This is a genomic window from Pseudomonas sp. Irchel s3a12, from assembly GCF_900187485.1.
In the GTDB taxonomy this organism is placed as follows: Bacteria; Pseudomonadota; Gammaproteobacteria; order Pseudomonadales; family Pseudomonadaceae; genus Aquipseudomonas; species Aquipseudomonas neuropathica.
Map to the genome: position 1 here is coordinate 150,233 of NZ_FYDN01000016.1, position 19,225 is coordinate 169,457.

Here is a 19,225-nt window from a genome sequence, read left to right on the forward strand (position 1 = left end):
GATTTGTCATGACTATTTCCAACGATCCGATTGTCATCGTCAGCGCTGTGCGCACGCCGATGGGCGGTTTTCAGGGCGAACTGAAAAGCCTCACCGCGCCGCAACTCGGTGCTGCTGCGATCAAGGCTGCGGTTGAACGTGCCGGTGTTGCTAGTGACACGGTTGATGAAGTGCTGTTCGGTTGCGTACTGCCTGCGGGCCTCGGCCAGGCACCTGCACGTCAAGCGGCACTGGGCGCCGGGCTGGATAAATCGACCCGTTGCACCACGGTCAACAAGATGTGCGGTTCGGGCATGGAAACCACCATTCTCGCTCACGACATGCTGGTGGCTGGCAGTGCTGATGTGGTGATCGCCGGTGGCATGGAAAGCATGTCCAACTCGCCGTACCTGCTGGATCGGGCTCGCGCCGGTTATCGCATGGGCCATGGCCGCGTGCTCGACTCGATGTTCCTCGACGGCCTCGAAGACGCCTATGACAAGGGCCGCCTGATGGGCACCTTCGCCGAAGACTGCGCCGAGACCAACCACTTCAGCCGTGAAGCTCAGGATGCATTTGCCATTGCCTCGACCACCCGCGCGCAGCAGGCGATCAAGGATGGCAGCTTCAAGGACGAAATCGTCCCGCTGACCGTAACCGTCGGCAAAGAACAGGTGCTGATCAGCAATGACGAACAGCCGCCAAAAGCCAAACTGGACAAGATTGCCTCGCTGAAACCGGCGTTCCGCGAAGGCGGCACGGTGACGGCGGCGAACTCCAGTTCGATCTCTGACGGCGCGGCGGCTCTGGTGCTGATGCGTCAGTCGCAGGCACAGAAACTCGGGCTGAAACCGCTGGCGGTGATTCATGGTCATGCCGCGTTTGCTGATACCCCGGGCCTGTTCCCGGTGGCGCCGATTGGTGCAATCAAGAAACTGATCAAGAAGACCGGTTGGTCGCTGGGTGATGTCGATCTGTTCGAGGTCAACGAAGCGTTTGCCGTGGTTGGCATGGCGGCGATGACGCACCTGGAAATCCCCCATGACAAGTTGAATGTGCATGGTGGCGCCTGTGCGCTGGGCCATCCGATCGGCGCGTCGGGGGCGCGGATTCTGGTGACGTTGCTCTCGGCCTTGCGCCAGCGCAACCTCAAACGCGGTGTGGCAGCCATCTGCATCGGCGGCGGCGAAGCGACGGCCATGGCCGTGGAATGCGTTTACTAACGTTGACACTGGACCCTGTGGGAGCGGGCTTGCCCGCGATGGCGGTGGGTCAGACAGCCAATATGTTCAATGACACGGCCCCATCGCTGGCAAGCCAGCTCCCACAGGGTTCTGTGTGGTAACCCGGATTTAAGGATTCACCATGATTCCCAACGAAGACCAAACCCAGATCCGCGACATGGCCCGGCAGTTTGCCGAGGAACGCCTGAAACCGTTCGCCGCCGAGTGGGATCGCGAGCACCGTTTCCCCAAGGAAGCCATCGGCCAGATGGCTGAGCTGGGCTTCTTCGGCATGCTCGTGCCGGAGCAGTGGGGCGGCTGCGACACTGGTTATCTGGCCTACGCCATGGCCCTGGAAGAAATCGCCGCTGGCGACGGCGCCTGCTCGACGATCATGAGCGTGCACAACTCGGTCGGCTGCGTGCCGATCCTCAAGTTCGGCAACGACGATCAGCGTGAACGCTTTCTCAAACCGCTGGCCAGCGGCTCCATGCTCGGCGCTTTTGCATTGACCGAACCGCAGGCCGGTTCCGATGCCAGCAGCCTGAAAACCCGCGCACGGCTGGAAGGCGATCACTACGTGCTGAACGGTTGCAAACAGTTCATCACCTCCGGGCAAAACGCCGGGATCGTGATTGTGTTTGCGGTGACCGATCCGAGTGCCGGCAAACGCGGTATCAGCGCGTTTATCGTGCCGACCGATTCACCGGGCTATAAAGTCGCTCGCGTCGAAGACAAGCTCGGCCAACACGCTTCCGACACCTGCCAGATCCTCTTCGAAGACGTCAAAGTACCGGTAGCCAATCGCTTGGGCGAAGAGGGCGAGGGCTACAAGATCGCCCTGGCCAACCTTGAAGGCGGTCGCGTCGGCATCGCTTCGCAAGCGGTGGGCATGGCCCGCGCGGCGTTTGAAGCGGCACGTGATTACGCCCGTGAACGCGACACCTTCGGCAAGCCGATCATCGAACATCAGGCCGTAGCTTTCCGCCTCGCCGACATGGCCACGCAGATCGCCGTCGCCCGGCAAATGGTGCATTACGCGGCGGCCCTGCGTGACAGCGGACAACCGGCGCTGGTCGAGGCGTCGATGGCCAAACTGTTCGCCTCGGAGATGGCCGAAAAGGTCTGTTCGATGGCGTTGCAAACTCTGGGCGGTTACGGTTATCTCAACGATTTCCCGCTGGAGCGCATCTATCGCGACGTGCGCGTCTGCCAGATCTACGAAGGCACCAGCGATATTCAGCGCATGGTCATTTCGCGCAATCTTTAAGAAGGAATTTTGATTCATGACTTACGAAACCATTCTGCTGGAAACCCACGGCCGCGTTGGCCTGATCACCCTCAACCGCCCGCAGGCGCTGAATGCCCTGAATGCGCAACTGGTCAGCGAAGTGAACCAGGCCCTCGATGCGCTGGAAGCGGATGCGAATATCGGTTGCATCGTCCTCACAGGTTCGAAAAAGGCTTTTGCCGCCGGTGCCGACATCAAGGAAATGGCCGAGCTGACTTACCCGCAGATCTACATGGACGATCTGTTCAGCGACAGCGATCGTGTGGCCAACCGGCGCAAGCCGATCATTGCCGCCGTCAACGGTTTTGCCCTTGGCGGTGGTTGTGAACTGGCGTTGATGTGCGACTTCATTCTGGCCGGTGACAACGCCAGATTCGGTCAACCGGAAATCAACCTTGGCGTGTTGCCGGGCATGGGCGGCACTCAGCGCCTGACCCGCGCAGTAGGTAAGGCGAAAGCCATGGAAATGTGCCTGAGCGGACGTTTGATCGATGCAGTGGAGGCCGAGCGTTGCGGCATTGTTGCGCGGATCGTGCCGAGCGATGAACTGCTCGACGAAGCGCTGAAGGTTGCTGCGGTGATTGCCAGCAAATCGCTGCCGATTGCGATGATGATCAAGGAAAGTGTGAATCGTGCCTTTGAAGTGAACCTGACTGAGGGCGTGCGCTTCGAGCGTCGGGTGTTCCATGCGGCGTTTGCCACGCAGGATCAGAAGGAAGGGATGGCGGCGTTTATTGCCAAGCGTGAGGCTGAGTTCAAGGGCAAGTAACGCGTCCCCTCACCCTAACCCTCTCCCGGAGGGAGAGGGGACTGATTGGGGGATGCTTGGGAGGTACGCCGACCTGAAAGTGCTTTATTGAATCCGTAATCGACCCGGTCTTTCAGGTCGACGTATAACGCCAGACACCTCGGTCGGCTCCCTCTCCCTCTGGGAGAGGGCTGGGGTGAGGGAAGGGGCCAACACCATCACAACTGATAGTTCTTCAACTCCCGCGCAATCACCATCCGCTGAATCTCGCTCGAGCCTTCATAGATCTGGGTAATCCGCGCATCACGGTAATACTTCTCGACCGGATAATCCTCCAGATACCCATACCCGCCATGAATCTGAATCGCTGACGAACAGACCTTCTCGGCCATTTCCGACGCAAACAGTTTGGCCTGTGACGCCTCCGACAAACACGGTTTGCCCGCCGTGCGCAGTCGCGCCGCATGCAGGATCATCAGGCGCGCCGCGTTGATTTGCATGTGCATGTCGGCCAACAGATTGGCGATGCTCTGGTGCTCGTTGATCGGTTTGCCGAACTGGATGCGATCGCGCGAATACACCAGCGCCGCTTCAAACGCGGCACGGGCGATGCCCAATGCTTGCGCGGCGATGCCGATGCGTCCTCCTTCAAGGTTGGACAGGGCGATCGCCAGGCCTTTACCGCGTTCACCGAGCAGATTGGCCTCGGGAATGCTGCAGTCGTTCAGCGTCACCGCGCAGGTGTCGGAGGCGCGGATGCCCATCTTGTGTTCGGTGCGATCGACGATGAAGCCCGGGGTATCGGTCGGCACCAGAAACGCCGAAATGCCTTTCTTGCCCAGATCCGGATCGGTCACGGCAAAGACGATCGCCAGTTTCGCCCGTTTGCCGTTGCTGACAAATTGCTTGGCGCCGTTGATCACCCACTGGCCGTCACGCAGCTCGGCGCGGGTGCGCAGGTTGTGCGCCTCGGAACCGGCCTGCGGTTCGGTCAGGCAGAAGCAGCCGATGGTTTGCCCACTGGCCAGATCCGCCAGCCAGGTCTGTTTTTGCGCTTCGCTGCCGTAATTGAGCACCGGACCGCAGCCGACCGAGTTATGGATACTCATAAAGGCGCCGGTTGCGCCATCACCGGCAGAGATCTCTTCCACGGCCAAGGCATAGGCGACGTAATCGACGTAGGTGCCGCCCCATTCCTCGGGTACCACCATGCCGAGCAAACCGAGTTCGCCCATCTTCGCGACGAGCGCGTCATCGATCCAGCCAGCCTTTTCCCAGGCCTGCGCATGGGGCGCGATTTCGCCACGGGCAAAGTCCCGGGCCATGTCGCGGATCATCACTTGTTCTTCAGTCAGTTCGAGATCGTGCATGGCTCAGCTCCCGCTCTCAGCAAAACCGTGGAAGAAACTCGCGACATGCTCTGCGTCCAGCGCAGCGAGGGTCGGCGGGTTCCAGCGAGGTGTCTTGTCTTTATCGATCAGCAGGGCGCGGACGCCTTCGATCAGGTCGCCACGGGAGAACCACTGGCGATCCAGATGCAGTTCCAGCGCGAAGCACTGTTCCAGGCTCAAGTGGCGGCCGCGACGCAGCATCTCCAGGGTCACCGCCATGGCCAACGGCGAGCGGGTTTCCAGCAGGTCAGCCGTTGTGGTCGCCCATTCGTGGCTGTTGGCAACCGTCACTGCGCGTAACTGCTCGACCATGCTCGGTACGTCCGGCAGGGCGAAGAAATGGTCGATGGCCGGTCGCAAAGCCTCAAGTGGCGCATCGGGCAAGGTTTGCACGGCGTGTTTGGCGAACAGGTTTTGCAGGGCCTTGAGCGGCGTGTCCTGCCATTCCATCTGATCGAGTCTTTCGTCGAGCAGCGCCAGTTTGCTGCTGTCCAGATACCAGTCGGCCAAGCCGCAATACAGCGCGTCGGCGGCACGGATCTGCACGCCGCTGACCCCCAGATAGATGCCCAGCTCACCGGGAATGCGCGGCAGGAAATAACTGCCACCGACATCGGGGAAATAACCGATGGCCACTTCTGGCATGGCCAGACGGCTCTTCTCGGTGACCACGCGCAGATCGGCGCCTTGCACCAGGCCCATGCCGCCGCCGAGGACGAAACCGTCCATCAGCGCCAATACCGGTTTGCGGTAATGATGAATCGTCAGGTCGAGGGCGTATTCCTCGACGAAGAAATCTTCGTGCAGCGTATCGCCGCTTTTGAAACTGTCGTACAGGGAACGAATGTCGCCACCGGCACAGAAGGCTTTTTCACCGGCACCGCGCAGGACCACGGCGTGAACATCGATGTCAGTCGCCCAGGCGTCGAGCTGCTGCTGCAGCAAGCGCACCATGTCGAGGGTAATGGCATTGAGACCGGCGGGGCGGTTGAGGATCAGGTGACCGATATGATTGCGAACCTCGGCCAGCACTTCGTTTTGCGTGGCATCCAAGGACGGGGTCCGCGGGGATGAAGCCTGAGCTGTCATCAGTAACTCCCTGCTTTTATTGTCTTTATTCGAGAAGCTCGCGCGCGAGCGTTACCGGATCGTAACAGTGCAAATTTGCCCTGTACAACCGGGATATTCGCAGGGGGAGTTTGCGTTTTTACCTTGGTCGAAAATGTGCGCGCTCATGTAGGAGCTGCCGAAGGCTGCGATCTGTTGACCTTTAAAACACAAGATCAAAAGATCGTCCGATCGCGGCCCGAGCCTTCGGCAGCTCCTACACGGGGTCAGCGGAATGTTTCGGTAATGCTGCGGCGCTTGGCGTGCAGTTCGCTGGAGTGAATCAGTTGCTCGAGATCTTCAGGGGTGACGTCGATAAACGCTTCCATCTCGGCCAAGGCAAGTTTCAGGTCTTCGGCGGTGATCGCCTGACTGTCGACCGGCCCAAGCACCGGCGCCGGTTCTGCCGGGCGTTTCGGGTAGCGGATGCGGGTCAGGTTGTTGTAGGCGAGCGCACTGAGCAGCATGCACGCGGCGCCGAGCATCACCGGTTCCATGGCTTTCCAGTCCATGGCGATGGTCGCCGGATCGGCCAGCACCAGCGTCAGCGCCAACGCGCCAGCGGGCGGATGCAGGCAGCGCAGCCAGCACATCAGGATCAGCGCCACACCCGCCGCCAGACAGGCGCTGCCAAGGGTTCGGCCAAGCACATGCGCCACCAGCAACGCGACCACGCCAGCACATAAATAGCCGCCGAGAATCGACCATGGCTGGGCGAGGGCGCCGGAGGACACGGCGAACAGCAACACCGCCGACGCGCCCAGCGGACCGATCAGGTGGTAGGCCACTTCATGGCCGAACACCTGCGCGCACAGCCACACACTGAACAATGTGCCCAGCGCCATGCCGATGGCGGCGCGGCTCCATTCGGTCGGGCGGGTATTGATGGCGGCGGGCAACCAGCGAGCGAGCATGTGAATCCAATCCTTGCAGCAAATTCGAGGCAAAAAAAAGGACTTGTCCGGCATATCCGGAAAGCCCTCGAAGTGTTCCAACATTGGGGGAGGAACGCGCACAGTGTGCCGGGCAAACTCGATGCTGACAAATTCATATTAATGAAGATTTAGTGCATTAATGTTGAATTGAATCCGCGCGACGGCCACTGACGAAACACAAATAGCCGCCCACAGCCGCCAGTGCACTCAAGGCATAGAACATGCTCGGTGCCGGCGTGTGCATCAGCAGAAAGCCGCACATGACCGGACTGAACGCACCGCCAAGCGCGGCCAGGTTCTGCGCGCCGTAATAGCTACCGCGCAATTCTTCCGGGGCGAGGGTGTCGACAAACAGAAAGTCGGCCGGGTAAATGATCATCTCGCCCAAGGTGAAGATGAACATCGCCACGCACCAGCCGACCAGGCTGTCAGCCAGACTGAAGCCGATCAGCCCGACGATGAACAACGCGGTGCCGCCGGCAATCCAGTGGCGCAGGTGCTCGCGGGTGAGTAATCGGCCGATCTGGTACTGCAACACAATCACTGTGATCGCGTTGCAGGCAAGGAGGGCGGCCATGGTATCCAGCGTCTGTTGCTGGGTGTGGGTGACCAGCAGGTATTGCGACAGGTACAGGGTGAAACGCCCGTGCACCAGCGTGCTGAGCAGGCAGCCCAAGGTAAACAGGATCATCGTGCGGTCGTTCTTCAGGATGATCAGGGTTTTCAGAAAGCTGGGTGGCGCAGCGATTGCCGAGACGGGATTCACTTCACGCGTGGCACCGAGCAGCAGAAAGATGCTCCCGATGGCAATCGCGCCCGCGACGATAAACGGCGCTGACGGCTGAACGCCGGCAATCACCACGCCGATCATCGGGCCGACGGCGTAACCGATGTTGGTCAGCGTGTAGTTCAGGGAAAACGCCTTGACTCGCTGGCCCACTGGCAGGTTTTCACTAAGGATGGCTTTGGAGCAGATCAGGAACAGTGCTGACGCCGTTTCGCTGATGATCAGCACCAGGGTGACCAGGTACAGATTCTGCGCGAAGGTCAGCAGGATCAGACCGATACCGCTGGAAAGCATGGTCAGGATCAGCAACTGGCGCTTGTCCAGCCGATCAATGATGTAGCCGCCGTAGAGCGACAACAACGTGGCGCTGAACACCGCGATCCCCAGCAGCAGGCCGACGTCTTGCGGGTTGAGGTCGAGCTTGTTGCTGAGGAACAGCGTCAGTAGCGGGCTGATCAGCGCGCGGCTGATGACGACGGTTAGCGAACTGATCATCAACCGGCGGATGAGGCGCGAGTAGGTAGCCACGAAGGGTCAATGTCCTTATTTCAAATGCCTGGCGGGCGTGCGTCATCCTCACCGGGCAATCATCACCGGTCAAGCTGCCATAACGCATTTCCTTTGTAGGAGTGAGCCTGCTCGCGATAGCGGAGTGTCAGGCAACATTGATTTCTCTGACCCAACTCAATCGCGAGCAGGCTCACTCCTACAGGGGATTTGTGTGGTCTTCAGGAAACGGGCAGGCGCATGGCGCAGCGGCGCTCTGCGGGAAAGCCGAATAGAACTTCGGCTTGCAGCGCATCGCGCAAATGGCGGTCGGTGTGTGCATGCGCCAACTCGACAAATCCCATCCGTTGATAAAACGGTGCATTCCACGGCAGATCGCGGAAGGTGGTCAGCGTCACTGAGTTCAACTGCATCACGCGCGCTTGTTCAATGACTGCCGCAACCAGTGCGCGACCCATGCCTTGTCCTTGAAAAGCCTGACTGACGGATAGCTCCTCAATGTGCATGTGCTGATCAATGTCTACAGCACGAACAAATCCAGTCAGTTGCCCATCGCTATTTTCAGCAACCCACACGTACGCCTGTTCGATGGCCTGCACATGTTGGCCAGCATCGGGCACCTCGGCATTAGCCAGCCACGCCAACGGCGGTTCAAGACGAAACAATTGCGCTGCCGAACGCTCGATCGCGGGTAGGGCAACCGCGTCAGCAGGGCTGGCGCGGCGTACGTCGAAGGTCATGTTGAGGCGAATCCTACCGATCAAGAGGTCGACAGGTTACGGTTTCAGCCACAGCAATACATAGTCGTTTTTATCGAAACGCCCGCTCAACACCGGCTGCGCGCTTTCCAGCGGCGTGCCCTTGAGAGATGGCAGATCACTGCGATCCATCATCAGCCACGCCGGACCTTTGAGCGCCTCCAGTTGCTGGATCGAGTCGCTGAACTGCGGTTGCAGATCCTGCTCGATATTGACCATGAACTTAATCGCCTTCGCATCCTTGCCCATGCCATGCAACACCAGCGGCGCCGGGTTTTGTTGAACCTGGGCAAACACCGCGTGACTGAATCCCTGGGTGTCGTACAAACGCCGCTCCACCGGCTCGAACACTGCCGCGTACACCGTCCACAGCGCCAACACCGCAGACAACGCCAATACCTCGACACGCCAACGCGGGATCAACAATCGCGACAACGCCAAGAGTTGCAGCAGGCCCAGCACGATCAACACCAAAGACACTTCACTCAATTGCTCGGGAAAGCGCCGTCGAGCGACCAGTAACACAACCATCAACAATCCCGGCGTAACCAGCCAAACACCCAGCATCAACCCGCGCAACCAACGAAACACCCGCCCATGCGCGACCTGAAACGGATACGCCGCAATGATCGCCGCCATGGGCAGCATCGGCAGCAAATACCGCGCCTTCTTCGCCTGGGGAATCGACAGCCCGACCATCACAATCAGTCCCGCCGCCGCGCAGTACTGCACCAGACGCAGCGCCGGGCCACGTTGCTGCGGTTTGCCCAGCCAGGCCGCCACCAGTACCAGTAATGCCAGCGGATAGGCCAGCGCATAGTTGCCGAACGAACTGGTGAAGTAATACAGCGAACCGCTGACGCCTTCGCTGCCGTCCATGCGCCCCATGAACTGCATGCGGATCACGTCCTGCAAGAAGACCGGGCCACCGCTGAGTTTCGCCAGCCACAACAGCAGGCCGACACAGACTGCGAGCAACAGCGAAGCCAGTACGCCGAACACCAGCAGACGCGTCCACTCACGGTTGAGCAGGTAATAGCTGCACAGCATGCCGGTCGGCACCACCAGACCAATCGGTCCGCGAATGCCGAAGCCGAGCAGCAGCAACGCGAAGATCAGCGGCCAGTGACGCTTGCCGGCAAAATGCTCATGGGCATAACCCAGATAGAACACCGTGAAGGCCACCGCTGCGAGCATCAAGTCCTGCGACACCGCGCGCACTTCAGTGACGAAACCGCTGGTGAGCATCAGCAACGCAATACTGATCAGCGCCCAACGCCGCGAGTACGGTGCCAGCAGTCGATACATCAGCGTCACGATCAGCGCGCCGGCGCCGGCACTTGGCGCCCACGCCGTAAACGCATTCACCGCGCCGAACGGCAGCGACAGCAGCCAGATGAACAGCGTCGAAACCGCTGAATAATCCGCATACGGTTGATCATAGGTGGTCGGAAACACCGTCGGCCCATGCCGCAGCATTTCTTGCGCGAACAACACGAACCGCGAATCGAAACCGATCGGCGCCTGCCCGTAGACCCCGGCGATGAACACTAAAAACGCCAGCAGCCCTGCGATCAGGGACTGCCGGCGAATCTCAGGCGATAAGCTGATCAAGCGACATCGGACGCGTGTGGCCATTGTTGCAGCGGGATCGGCAACTTACGCGATTCGCCACGGCCCATCGGGAAGTACTGGAAGCCATTGCGCGCCAGTCGCTCGGCGTCGTACAGGTTGCGGCCGTCGAAAATCACCGGGGTGTTGAGGCGCTGTTTGATCAGATCGAAATCCGGCGCCTTGAACTGCTGCCATTCGGTGCAGATGATCAGTGCGTCGGCGCCGGGCAGTACCGATTCCGGCGTGCCCATCAACATCAGCTTCGACTCGTCCGGGTAAAGGTTCTGGGTTTCCTGCATGGCTTCCGGGTCGAAGGCGCGCACGCTGGCACCGGCGGCCCACAGCTCCTCCAGCAGGACACGGCTTGGCGCATCGCGCATGTCATCGGTGTTGGGTTTGAACGCAAGCCCCCACAGGGCGAAAGTCTTGCCGCGCAGATCACCCTTGTAGAACGCGTTGATGCGCTCGAACAGCTTGTGTTTCTGCCGCTGGTTGATCGCCTCGACCGCTTGCAGCAAGTCGCTGAAGCAGTGCGCTTCTTCGGCGCTGTGAATCAATGCGCGCATGTCTTTGGGGAAGCACGAGCCGCCATAACCGCAGCCGGGGTAGATGAAGTGGTAACCGATGCGCGTGTCGGCACCGATGCCCTGGCGTACCGATTCGATGTCGGCGCCCAGGTGCTCGGCCAGTTCGGCGATCTGGTTGATGAAGCTGATCTTGGTCGCCAGCATGCAGTTGGCGGCGTACTTGGTCAGCTCAGCGCTGCGCAGATCCATGAACATGATGCGGTCATGGTTGCGGTTGAATGGCGAGTACAGATCGCGCATTACGTCGCGCACCTCATCACCTTCGCAGCCGATGACGATACGGTCCGGGCGGCGGCAGTCAGCGACTGCCGAGCCTTCCTTGAGAAATTCCGGGTTGGAGACGATATCGAACTGCAGCAGGCGGCCGACCTTGATCAAGGCTTTTTCGATGTGCGTGCGCAGGGTGTCGCCCGTGCCTACCGGCACCGTGGATTTCTCGACGATGATCACCGGCTGTTCGCGATGGCGAGCAATGGCATCGCCGACCGATAGCACGTAGCGCAGATCGGCCGAACCGTCCTCACGCGACGGCGTACCCACGGCAATGAACGCTACCCGACCGTGCTGCACGGCGAGTTTTTCATCGGTGGTGAATTGCAGGCGTTTCGAATCCAGACCTTCGCGCACCAGGCTGGCCAGCCCCGGCTCAAAAATGCTCACGTGACCCTGGCGCAACAGGTCGACCTTCTTCTGGTCGACGTCCATGCACACGACATCATGGCCGACTTCGGCCAACACAGCCGCTTGCACCAGACCGACGTAACCGCTGCCAAATACTGTGATTTTCATGGAGCACTCCTGAATTCGGGCGCACGAGCCGGACGAGTGTTGATGGTGATGACCCCGAGCATGACCAGCGCCACGCCCAGTGATTTGGTGAAACTGAAGGACTCGTTGAACAGCGGCAGACTGGCCGCCAGCAGATACACCAGCGCATAGCTGATGCTCAGCAGCGAGTAAGCGCGGCCCAGCGGCAGATCGCGCAGGGCGGCGAGCCAGCAGAGCATCGACAGCGCGTAGGCAAAAATCGCCGCGATGACCACGGCCAGCGCGCGCCAATCGAGGCTGTCGATGTGCAGCCATTGTTCCGGTGCGGGCAGACAGGTCATGCTCCAGCGCATGCCCAATTGCGCAGCGCTGACGAGAAACACGCTGCCCAACGCGAAGGTGATGCCACGGCGCGGGTTCATGACTGTTGCCCCAGCAAAACCACGCCGCCGATCACCAACGCCACGCCAAACCAATGCCGGCGGTCGATGGGTTCACGGAAGACGAAACGGGCAATCAGAGTGATCAGGACAAAGTTGAGGCTGAGCATCGGGTAGGCGATGCCGACTTCCAGACGCTGCAGCACCAGCAGCCAGACCAACAGGCCCGAGCCGAGGGCGAGCAGGGCCAGCCACAACCACGGCGAGCGCAGTTTGGCGGTCAGCGAAGAGTCGACCCCGCGCCAACTCTCCACGGCGTACTTTTGCGCGACCTGTCCCAAACAGGTCAGCAGGCATGCGGCCAACAGCAGCAACAGGCTCATGACGCCTCCTTGGGCAGGATCATGATGACCAGGTTGCCCTGCTCATAACGGACGCCGTCCTTAGGCAATCTATCGATTTCGTCCAGTTCGTCCTGCCCCTTGACGCGCATCACCACGCCGACTGAACCGCTGCGGCGCGCCTCACGCATCCACTGTTGTACGTGTTCGGGATCGACCCGCTGTTGAATGCCGTCAGGATAGGCAAGGCCATATTTCAATTCGCCTATCGTGTTGTACAACGCGACTTGCGGGGTTTTCAGGCGCCAGGCCAGTGCGGACGCGGCACCGAGGTCGTTACTCAGCAGGTGGGTGGTTTGCGCCAGTTCGGTGACGTGATGCTTGATGAACTGGTCCGGCATCTTGTTGGCGACCACCGATTTGGGCAGCGCCGCCGGCAACACCGCGATCAGCAACAGGCTGCCCAGCGCCGGAGCCGCCCAGCATTGCAGCGGCAGAAAGGCTTGCAGCAGGTTGGCGATGATCCAGCCGATCAGGGCAATGAACACCAGCACCAGGCTGTGCAGTTCGTGGTCGTAGACCGGTTTGGTCAGTTGCAGATAGACCAGCGCGATCAACGTGACGATGCCCAGCAACAGATTCAGCACACCGTTGATGCTCAGCGCCCGACCTTGTTCCAGACGCAAACGATCGGCCAGCGCATTGCCCAGCAGCAACGCCATCGGCAGCAGGCACGGCAGGATGTAGGTCGGCAATTTGCCGTTGCTTAGGCTGAAAAACAGCAGCGGCATCAGCAGCCACAGCAGCAAAAACACGACTTTGGGCTGAGCGCGGCTTTGCCAGGCTTGCTTGAACGCGGTCGGCAACAACCCGATCCACGGTAGACTGAACGCGACCAGCAGCGGCAAGTAAAACCACCACGGCGCATCGTGTTGTGCGTCATCACCGGCAAAGCGACGAATGTGTTCGTGCCAGAAGAAGAACCGCCAGTAGTCCGGTTCCTGCGCATGCACCGAAAGCACCCACGGCAGGCTGACGAGGATCGCCACGGCAATCGCCACCGGGCCGAACATCAGCAGTTCACGCCAGCGTTTTTGCCAGAGCATCCACGGCAGGGCGATCAGCACCGGCAGCAACCAGGCGAGAAAGCCTTTGGTCATGAAACCCATGCCACACGCCAGCCCCAGAACAGCCCAGGCCGCTATGCGCTTGCCGTTGGTGTGGCTGTCGACGGCAAACCACAGCGCCACCAGACTCAGATTGACCCAGCAGGTGAACTGCGGATCGAGGTTGGCGTAACCGGCCTGACCGGCAACAATCGTGAAGCTCATGTAGAGCAGGGCGCAGACGAAGCTTTTACGCGGCTCGTCCCACAAGCGCCGGGCGAGCAGATAGCACAGCAGCACACTCAACCCGGTGCTCAGCGCCGATGCAAAGCGCACGCCGAACAGGTTCTGCCCGAACAACGCCTGACCCAGCGCGATCATCCAGTAGCCGGCAATTGGCTTCTCGAAATAACGCAGGCTCATGAAGTGCGGCGACACCCAGTTGCCACTGAGCAGCATGTCCTGGCTGATCTGTGCGTAACGAGTCTCATCAGGAATCCACAAACCGTGCGTGCCCAGCGGCAGCAGGTAAGCCAATAAGCAAATACCCAGCAACAGCAGTGGCAGCGTCCAGCGTTTAATCATGCGCCTTGTACTCCCAGCCAGCCTTCACGGCCGTCGAGGGTGCCGCGTTGCACGCGCCCCACGGGCAAGGTGTTGAAGAACTCGGGCAGCAAGTCGCCCAGTGGTTTGAAGTCGATTTGGCGCTGACGCGCATCGGCGAGTAATTGACGAAAACCCTCAGCCATCAGAATCCCTTCTACTTCGGCGTGAATGGTGTAGACGTTGAGTTGTTGCGGGCGGAAGTGATCAAGGATGAAACCGTTGAAGTCCCGCGCCGCGACGATGGGGCCGACGACTTCATCGAAGGTCGGCAGGTCCACCGGAATCTGCGGCGTGCCCGGCGTGCCATCGGCCAACAGCGGACGAAACAGACGCCGCCCACGGCAATCGCTGTTGTAGCGAAAACCGAAGGCTTGCTTGGCCTCGATTACGCGCTCGTCGGCACGCCAACCGGCGGCGGCCGAGCACTGGATTTTCTCGCCGAGAATGTCGCTCAAGGTGTCGACGCCCTGACGGATCTGCTCGATCAGTTGCGTGTCGCTCCAGCGCCCGGCATTGGCCTGCCAGCCGTGGTGATCCCACGCATGCAAACCCACTTCATGACCGGCATCACGGGCCTGACGCATCAGGTGCCTGAGATCGCGGCCAATCGGCTTGCCCGGCCACGCGGTGCCGGCGAGCAGAATGTCCCAGCCATACAGGCCGGCGGCATTGGAGCGGAGCATCTTCCAGAGAAACTGCGGGCGGATCAGGCGCCACAGATGCCGGCCCATGTTGTCAGGGCCGACACTGAAGAAGAACGTTGCCTTGATCTGCGCCTCGTCGAGCATTTCCAGCAAGCGCGGCACACCTTCACGGGTGCCGCGAAAGGTGTCGACGTCGATGCGTAGACCGGCCTGCATTAGCGCTTGTCCGCTTGTTCGAGCATGGCTTCACGCAAGAAGAAGTCGAGCGTGTTGCCAATGGTCTCGCGCATTTCCACGGTCGGCGTCCAGTCGAGCAGACGTTTGGCGTTGGCGATGCTGGGTTTACGGTGTTCGACGTCCTGGTAACCGGCACCGTAGAACGCCTTGCTCTCGACATCGCGGAAACCGGCGAACGGCGGGAAGTTGTCGCGCAGCGGATGCGCTTCGAACTGACGCAGCAGCTCTTCACCCAACTGACGAATGCTGGCTTCGTTATCCGGGTTGCCGATGTTGATGATCTGGCCGTTGCAGACGTCGTTGTCGTTATCGATGATCCGTGCAAGTGCCTCGACGCCGTCAGCGATGTCGGTGAAGCAGCGTTTTTGCTCGCCACCGTCGAACAGGCGAATCGGCGTGCCTTCGACCAGGTTGAGGATCAACTGGGTGATGGCGCGGGAGCTGCCGATGCGTGCCGAGTCCAGGCGATCGAGACGCGGGCCCATCCAGTTGAACGGGCGGAACAGGGTGAAATTCAGACCCTTGGCGCCGTAGGCCCAGATCACCCGGTCCAGCAGTTGCTTGGACACGGAGTAGATCCAGCGCTGCTTGTTGATCGGGCCGACCACCAGGTTGGAAGTGTCTTCATCGAAGTGTTTGTCCTGGCACATGCCATAGACTTCCGAGGTCGACGGGAAGATCACGCGCTTGTTGTACTTGACGCAGTAGCGCACCAGTTTCAGGTTTTCTTCGAAGTCGAGTTCGAACACACGCAGCGGGTTGCGGGTGTATTCGATCGGCGTGGCGATGGCCACCAGCGGCAGGACCACGTCGCACTTCTTGATGTGGTACTCGATCCACTCGGAGTGAATGCTGATGTCGCCTTCGACGTAGTGGAAGTGCGGATGGCTGCGCAGACGGTCGATCGCGTCGGAACCGATGTCCAGACCATAGATTTCGTAGCGGTCATCACGCAGCAGGCGCTCAGACAAGTGATTGCCGATAAAACCGTTGACGCCGAGGATCAGCACGCGAGTACGGCGTGGCGCACGGCCGGACTCGGCACCGCGCAACAGCGAGCCGTCGACCAGACCCAGTTCACTGGCCAGTTGCGGGCCGCTGAGGAACAGACCGTTGTCGTTGCGCTGACCGGAGAGGATCACCAGCGAATCTTCGCCGCAGGCAATGCGCAGCGGATTGACGCTGATTACTCGGCCCGGTGCCTGGCCGTCGTTGCCCTTGGCAACTTCAGCGCTCCAGACGATCAGTTTGTGCTCGCCCACAGCGCAGAACGCGCCCGGGTAAGGTTGGGTCACGGCACGCACGAGATTGAACAGTTGCTCGGCCGGTTTCGCCCAGACCAGTTTGCCGTCCGCGGCGGTGCGACGACCGAACACCGTGGCTTTCGATTCGTCTTGTGGGGTTTCGCTGATCTTGCCTTGCAGCATGGCCGGCAAGGTGTCGCGCAGCAGATCCGTCGCGGCGATGCGCAATTTGCCGTGCAGGCTCAACGCGGTGTCGCTGCGTTCAATGGCGATACGCTGTTGGGCAACAATGGCGCCGGCATCGGCACGTTTGACCATGCGGTGCAAAGTGACGCCGGTTTCGCTTTCGCCGTTGACCAGTACCCAGTTGGCCGGGGCGCGGCCACGGTAGCTTGGCAGCAGCGAACCGTGCAGGTTGAACGCACCTTTTTTCGCCAGTGCCAGCAGCGGCTCGCTTAGCAGGTTGCGATAGTAGAACGAGAAAATATATTCAGGATCGAGCTTGGCGATGCGCTCGATCCACAGCGGGTGGTTGACGTCTTCCGGCGCATGCACCGGGATGCCTTTGGTGGCGCACAGTTGTGCGACCGAGCTGTAAAACGCGTTCTCTTTCGGGTCATCGGCGTGAGTGAACACCGCCGCAATGTCATAGCCGCTGTCGAGCAGGGCTTGAATGCCGGCGCAGCCAATATCGTGGTAAGCGAAGACAACAGTTTTTGCACTCATGAGTGAACCTGACCGGTAGTAGAAGTAGAAGAGAGACCGTCAACCGTGACGGCAGGCGCTGGCTCGGCGGCGTGGCTGCGCAAGACTTTTTCGATGAAGAAACGCGGGCGGGCGCGCACGTCGCTGTACATGCGCCCCAGGTATTCGCCGAGCAGGCCCATGCCGATGAACTGGCCACCGGTGAACACAAACAGCACCGCGAACAGCACGAACATGCCGTCACCGGCCCAGCCGGAACCGAAAGCCAGACGCATAACGATCAGTGCGAAAGCAAACAGCAACCCAAACCCGGCCATGGTGAAACCGACGATGCTCAGCAGGCGCAAAGGTGTAGTGGTCATGCAGGTGATCAGGTCGAACATCAGGTTGATCAGGCGCATCGGGCTGTACTTCGAATCGCCGTGCTCACGTTCGGCGTGGGCGACGACGATTTCGGTGGTGTGGCGGGCGAAGCTGTTGGCCAGAATCGGGATGAAGGTGCTGCGTTCACGGCAGGCGAGCATTGCGTCGATGATCGTCCGGCGGTAAGCGCGGAGCATGCAGCCGTAGTCGCTCATGGCGACGCCGGTGGAGCGTTGCACGGCGAGGTTGATCAGCTTCGATGGATAGCGGCGCAGGGCCGAGTCCTGTCGGTTGCCGCGCACGGTGCCGACCACGTCGTAACCCTTTTCCGCTTCGGCAACCAGCCGGGGGATTTCTTCCGGCGGGTTCTGCAGGTCGGCGTCGAGGGTGATCACCACATCGCCTTTGCATTGTTCGAAACCGGCCATGATTGCTGCGTGCTGGCCGTAGTTACGGTTGAGGATGACCGCCACGAACGGGCTGTCTTCACGGGTCGCGGCTTCTTCCAGAAGGTTGGCGGACTCGTCACGGCTGCCGTCGTCGACGAGGACAATTTCAAAGTCGTGACGCAGCATCTTGCAGGCGGCTTCAGTACGGCGCAGCAGTTCCGGCAGGCTGTCCTGTTCGTTGTAGACCGGGATGACGATCGACACACAGCGGATCGGATAGGTTTTCACGGGCGTTTGTCCATAAGGGTGGCGATGGCGCCGACCACGCGATCAAGGTCCTGATCGCTCATGTCGGGGAACAACGGAATCGAGCACAGCCGCGCCGAGTTCCACTCGGTGTCGGGCAGGTAAAGGTCGGGGTCACGCTGGCGATACCAGGTGTGCAAGTGGGTGGCGATGAAATGGATGCCGGAGCCAATGCCTTGGTCCTGCAAGCCTTTCATGAAGGCTTCGCGGTCCATGCCGCAGCGCTCGCTGTCGATGCGCAGGATGAACAGGTGCCAGGCGTGGGTTTGTGCGTAGGCGGGCAGGGCCAGCGTTTGCACCGGCAGGCCTTCGAGTTTTTGCCGGTAGGCGGCGGCCAGTTCGGTGCGGCGCGCATTGATTGCGTCGAGACGCTCCAGTTGCACCAGGGCAATCGCGGCATTGATGTCGGCGAGGTTGTATTTGAACCCCGGTTCCATCACTTGCGCCTGCGGCTTGCGGCCACCGGTCAGACGATCGTAGGCGTCGACGCCGAGACCGTGGAACTTGAGCATGCGCACGCGGCTGGCCAGCGCTTCGTCGTCGGTGACGAACATCGCGCCTTCGGCGCAGGTCATGTTCTTGATCGCGTGGAAGGAGAAAATCGCCGTGCCTTGCACACCGACGTGCCGGCCCTTGTAACGGGTGCCAGCAGCGTGGGCGGCGTCTTCGATAATGGCGATGCCGTGTTTGTCGGCCAGCGCGTACAGCGGATCAAGATCAAACGCGGCGCCGGCGTAATGCACAGGAATGATTGCTTTGGTGCGTGGGGTGATGGCGGCTTCGATGCGCGCGGCATCGGTCATCAGGGTGTCGCGATCAACGTCGACGAACACCGGTGTGGCGCCGAGCAGGGAGATCATGTTGGCGGTCGAGACCCAGGTCTGCGACGGGGTGATGACCTCGTCACCCGGGCCAATGCCCAAGGCCAGCAAAGTGATGTGCATGCCGCCGGTGGCCGAGGAAAGTGCCACGGCGTGTTTGCAACCGACATAGTTGGCGAAGTGTTCTTCCAGTGCCTGGTTTTTAGGGCCGGTGGTAATCCACCCTGACCGCAATACTTGTTCAACGGCGGCTATTTCTTCATCGCCGATACTCGGGCGGGAAAACGGCAGAAACGCTTGACTCATAAGAACCTCGAGGCGATAGCCATCCTTCAGCCGATTGTCTGAAAAACACGGAATTTCAAAGGGTTGAGATACCGATCGGGGG

The 19,225-nt window shown here is 60.5% G+C and carries 17 protein-coding genes; 3 read left to right on the top strand and 14 right to left on the bottom strand.

Going from position 1 to position 19,225, the window contains the following annotated elements:
- Window positions 1-8 precede the first annotated feature (8 nt).
- From CKW14_RS24780 to CKW14_RS24790, 3 genes are all read left to right on the top strand, one after another.
- Complete coding sequence (locus CKW14_RS24780; RefSeq protein ID WP_095126291.1) at window positions 9-1,202, top strand: acetyl-CoA C-acyltransferase; 1,194 nt, start codon at window positions 9-11, stop codon at window positions 1,200-1,202.
- Window positions 1,203-1,344: 142 nt separating this feature from the next.
- Window positions 1,345-2,472 carry an acyl-CoA dehydrogenase gene (locus CKW14_RS24785; RefSeq protein WP_095126292.1) on the top strand — a complete coding sequence of 376 codons (1,128 nt, stop codon included), beginning with the start codon at window positions 1,345-1,347 and terminating at the stop codon, window positions 2,470-2,472.
- A gap of 16 nt (window positions 2,473-2,488) precedes the next feature.
- Window positions 2,489-3,262: an enoyl-CoA hydratase gene (locus tag CKW14_RS24790; RefSeq protein ID WP_095126293.1), complete on the top strand. Its 774-nt coding sequence runs from the start codon at window positions 2,489-2,491 to the stop codon at window positions 3,260-3,262.
- Between the two features lie 197 nt (window positions 3,263-3,459).
- Here CKW14_RS24790 and CKW14_RS24795 read toward each other — a convergent pair whose 3' ends face one another.
- From CKW14_RS24795 to arnB, 14 genes are all read right to left on the bottom strand, one after another.
- Window positions 3,460-4,611 (bottom strand): acyl-CoA dehydrogenase family protein, encoded by a 1,152-nt coding sequence (locus CKW14_RS24795; RefSeq protein WP_095048896.1) that lies wholly within the window; start codon window positions 4,609-4,611, stop codon window positions 3,460-3,462.
- A gap of 3 nt (window positions 4,612-4,614) precedes the next feature.
- Entirely contained in the window at window positions 4,615-5,721 is a 1,107-nt protein-coding gene (locus tag CKW14_RS24800; RefSeq protein ID WP_095126294.1) for an enoyl-CoA hydratase/isomerase family protein, read from the bottom strand.
- A gap of 245 nt (window positions 5,722-5,966) precedes the next feature.
- The gene (locus tag CKW14_RS24805) at window positions 5,967-6,653 is read right to left on the bottom strand and encodes an HPP family protein (protein WP_095048898.1); all 687 of its coding nucleotides are present in this window, start codon (window positions 6,651-6,653) and stop codon (window positions 5,967-5,969) included.
- Between the two features lie 157 nt (window positions 6,654-6,810).
- Complete coding sequence (locus CKW14_RS24810; protein WP_095126295.1) at window positions 6,811-7,989, bottom strand: MFS transporter; 1,179 nt, start codon at window positions 7,987-7,989, stop codon at window positions 6,811-6,813.
- A gap of 200 nt (window positions 7,990-8,189) precedes the next feature.
- Window positions 8,190-8,708, bottom strand: coding sequence for a GNAT family N-acetyltransferase (locus CKW14_RS24815; protein ID WP_095126296.1), 519 nt, complete (start codon window positions 8,706-8,708; stop codon window positions 8,190-8,192).
- Between the two features lie 36 nt (window positions 8,709-8,744).
- Window positions 8,745-10,364 carry a glycosyltransferase family 39 protein gene (locus tag CKW14_RS24820; protein WP_176471332.1) on the bottom strand — a complete coding sequence of 540 codons (1,620 nt, stop codon included), beginning with the start codon at window positions 10,362-10,364 and terminating at the stop codon, window positions 8,745-8,747.
- Window positions 10,337-11,716 carry a UDP-glucose/GDP-mannose dehydrogenase family protein gene (locus CKW14_RS24825; RefSeq protein ID WP_095048908.1) on the bottom strand — a complete coding sequence of 460 codons (1,380 nt, stop codon included), beginning with the start codon at window positions 11,714-11,716 and terminating at the stop codon, window positions 10,337-10,339. The genes CKW14_RS24820 and CKW14_RS24825 overlap by 28 nt, the downstream gene beginning before the upstream one ends.
- Window positions 11,713-12,117: a 4-amino-4-deoxy-L-arabinose-phosphoundecaprenol flippase subunit ArnF gene (arnF, locus tag CKW14_RS24830; protein ID WP_095126298.1), complete on the bottom strand. Its 405-nt coding sequence runs from the start codon at window positions 12,115-12,117 to the stop codon at window positions 11,713-11,715. The genes CKW14_RS24825 and arnF overlap by 4 nt, the downstream gene beginning before the upstream one ends.
- Window positions 12,114-12,458, bottom strand: coding sequence for a 4-amino-4-deoxy-L-arabinose-phosphoundecaprenol flippase subunit ArnE (gene arnE / locus CKW14_RS24835; RefSeq protein ID WP_095126299.1), 345 nt, complete (start codon window positions 12,456-12,458; stop codon window positions 12,114-12,116). Before arnE ends, arnF begins: the two co-directional genes overlap by 4 nt.
- Window positions 12,455-14,107 carry a lipid IV(A) 4-amino-4-deoxy-L-arabinosyltransferase gene (gene arnT / locus CKW14_RS24840; protein ID WP_095126300.1) on the bottom strand — a complete coding sequence of 551 codons (1,653 nt, stop codon included), beginning with the start codon at window positions 14,105-14,107 and terminating at the stop codon, window positions 12,455-12,457. The genes arnE and arnT overlap by 4 nt, the downstream gene beginning before the upstream one ends.
- Window positions 14,104-14,988: a 4-deoxy-4-formamido-L-arabinose-phosphoundecaprenol deformylase gene (gene arnD, locus CKW14_RS24845; RefSeq protein ID WP_095126301.1), complete on the bottom strand. Its 885-nt coding sequence runs from the start codon at window positions 14,986-14,988 to the stop codon at window positions 14,104-14,106. The genes arnT and arnD overlap by 4 nt, the downstream gene beginning before the upstream one ends.
- A complete protein-coding gene (arnA, locus tag CKW14_RS24850; RefSeq protein WP_095126302.1) occupies window positions 14,988-16,979 on the bottom strand; it encodes a bifunctional UDP-4-amino-4-deoxy-L-arabinose formyltransferase/UDP-glucuronic acid oxidase ArnA in 1,992 nt (663 codons plus the stop codon). Before arnA ends, arnD begins: the two co-directional genes overlap by 1 nt.
- A complete protein-coding gene (gene arnC, locus CKW14_RS24855; protein ID WP_095048914.1) occupies window positions 16,976-17,998 on the bottom strand; it encodes an undecaprenyl-phosphate 4-deoxy-4-formamido-L-arabinose transferase in 1,023 nt (340 codons plus the stop codon). Before arnC ends, arnA begins: the two co-directional genes overlap by 4 nt.
- Window positions 17,995-19,143, bottom strand: coding sequence for a UDP-4-amino-4-deoxy-L-arabinose aminotransferase (arnB, locus tag CKW14_RS24860; RefSeq protein WP_095048915.1), 1,149 nt, complete (start codon window positions 19,141-19,143; stop codon window positions 17,995-17,997). The genes arnC and arnB overlap by 4 nt, the downstream gene beginning before the upstream one ends.
- Window positions 19,144-19,225: the final 82 nt, after the last annotated feature.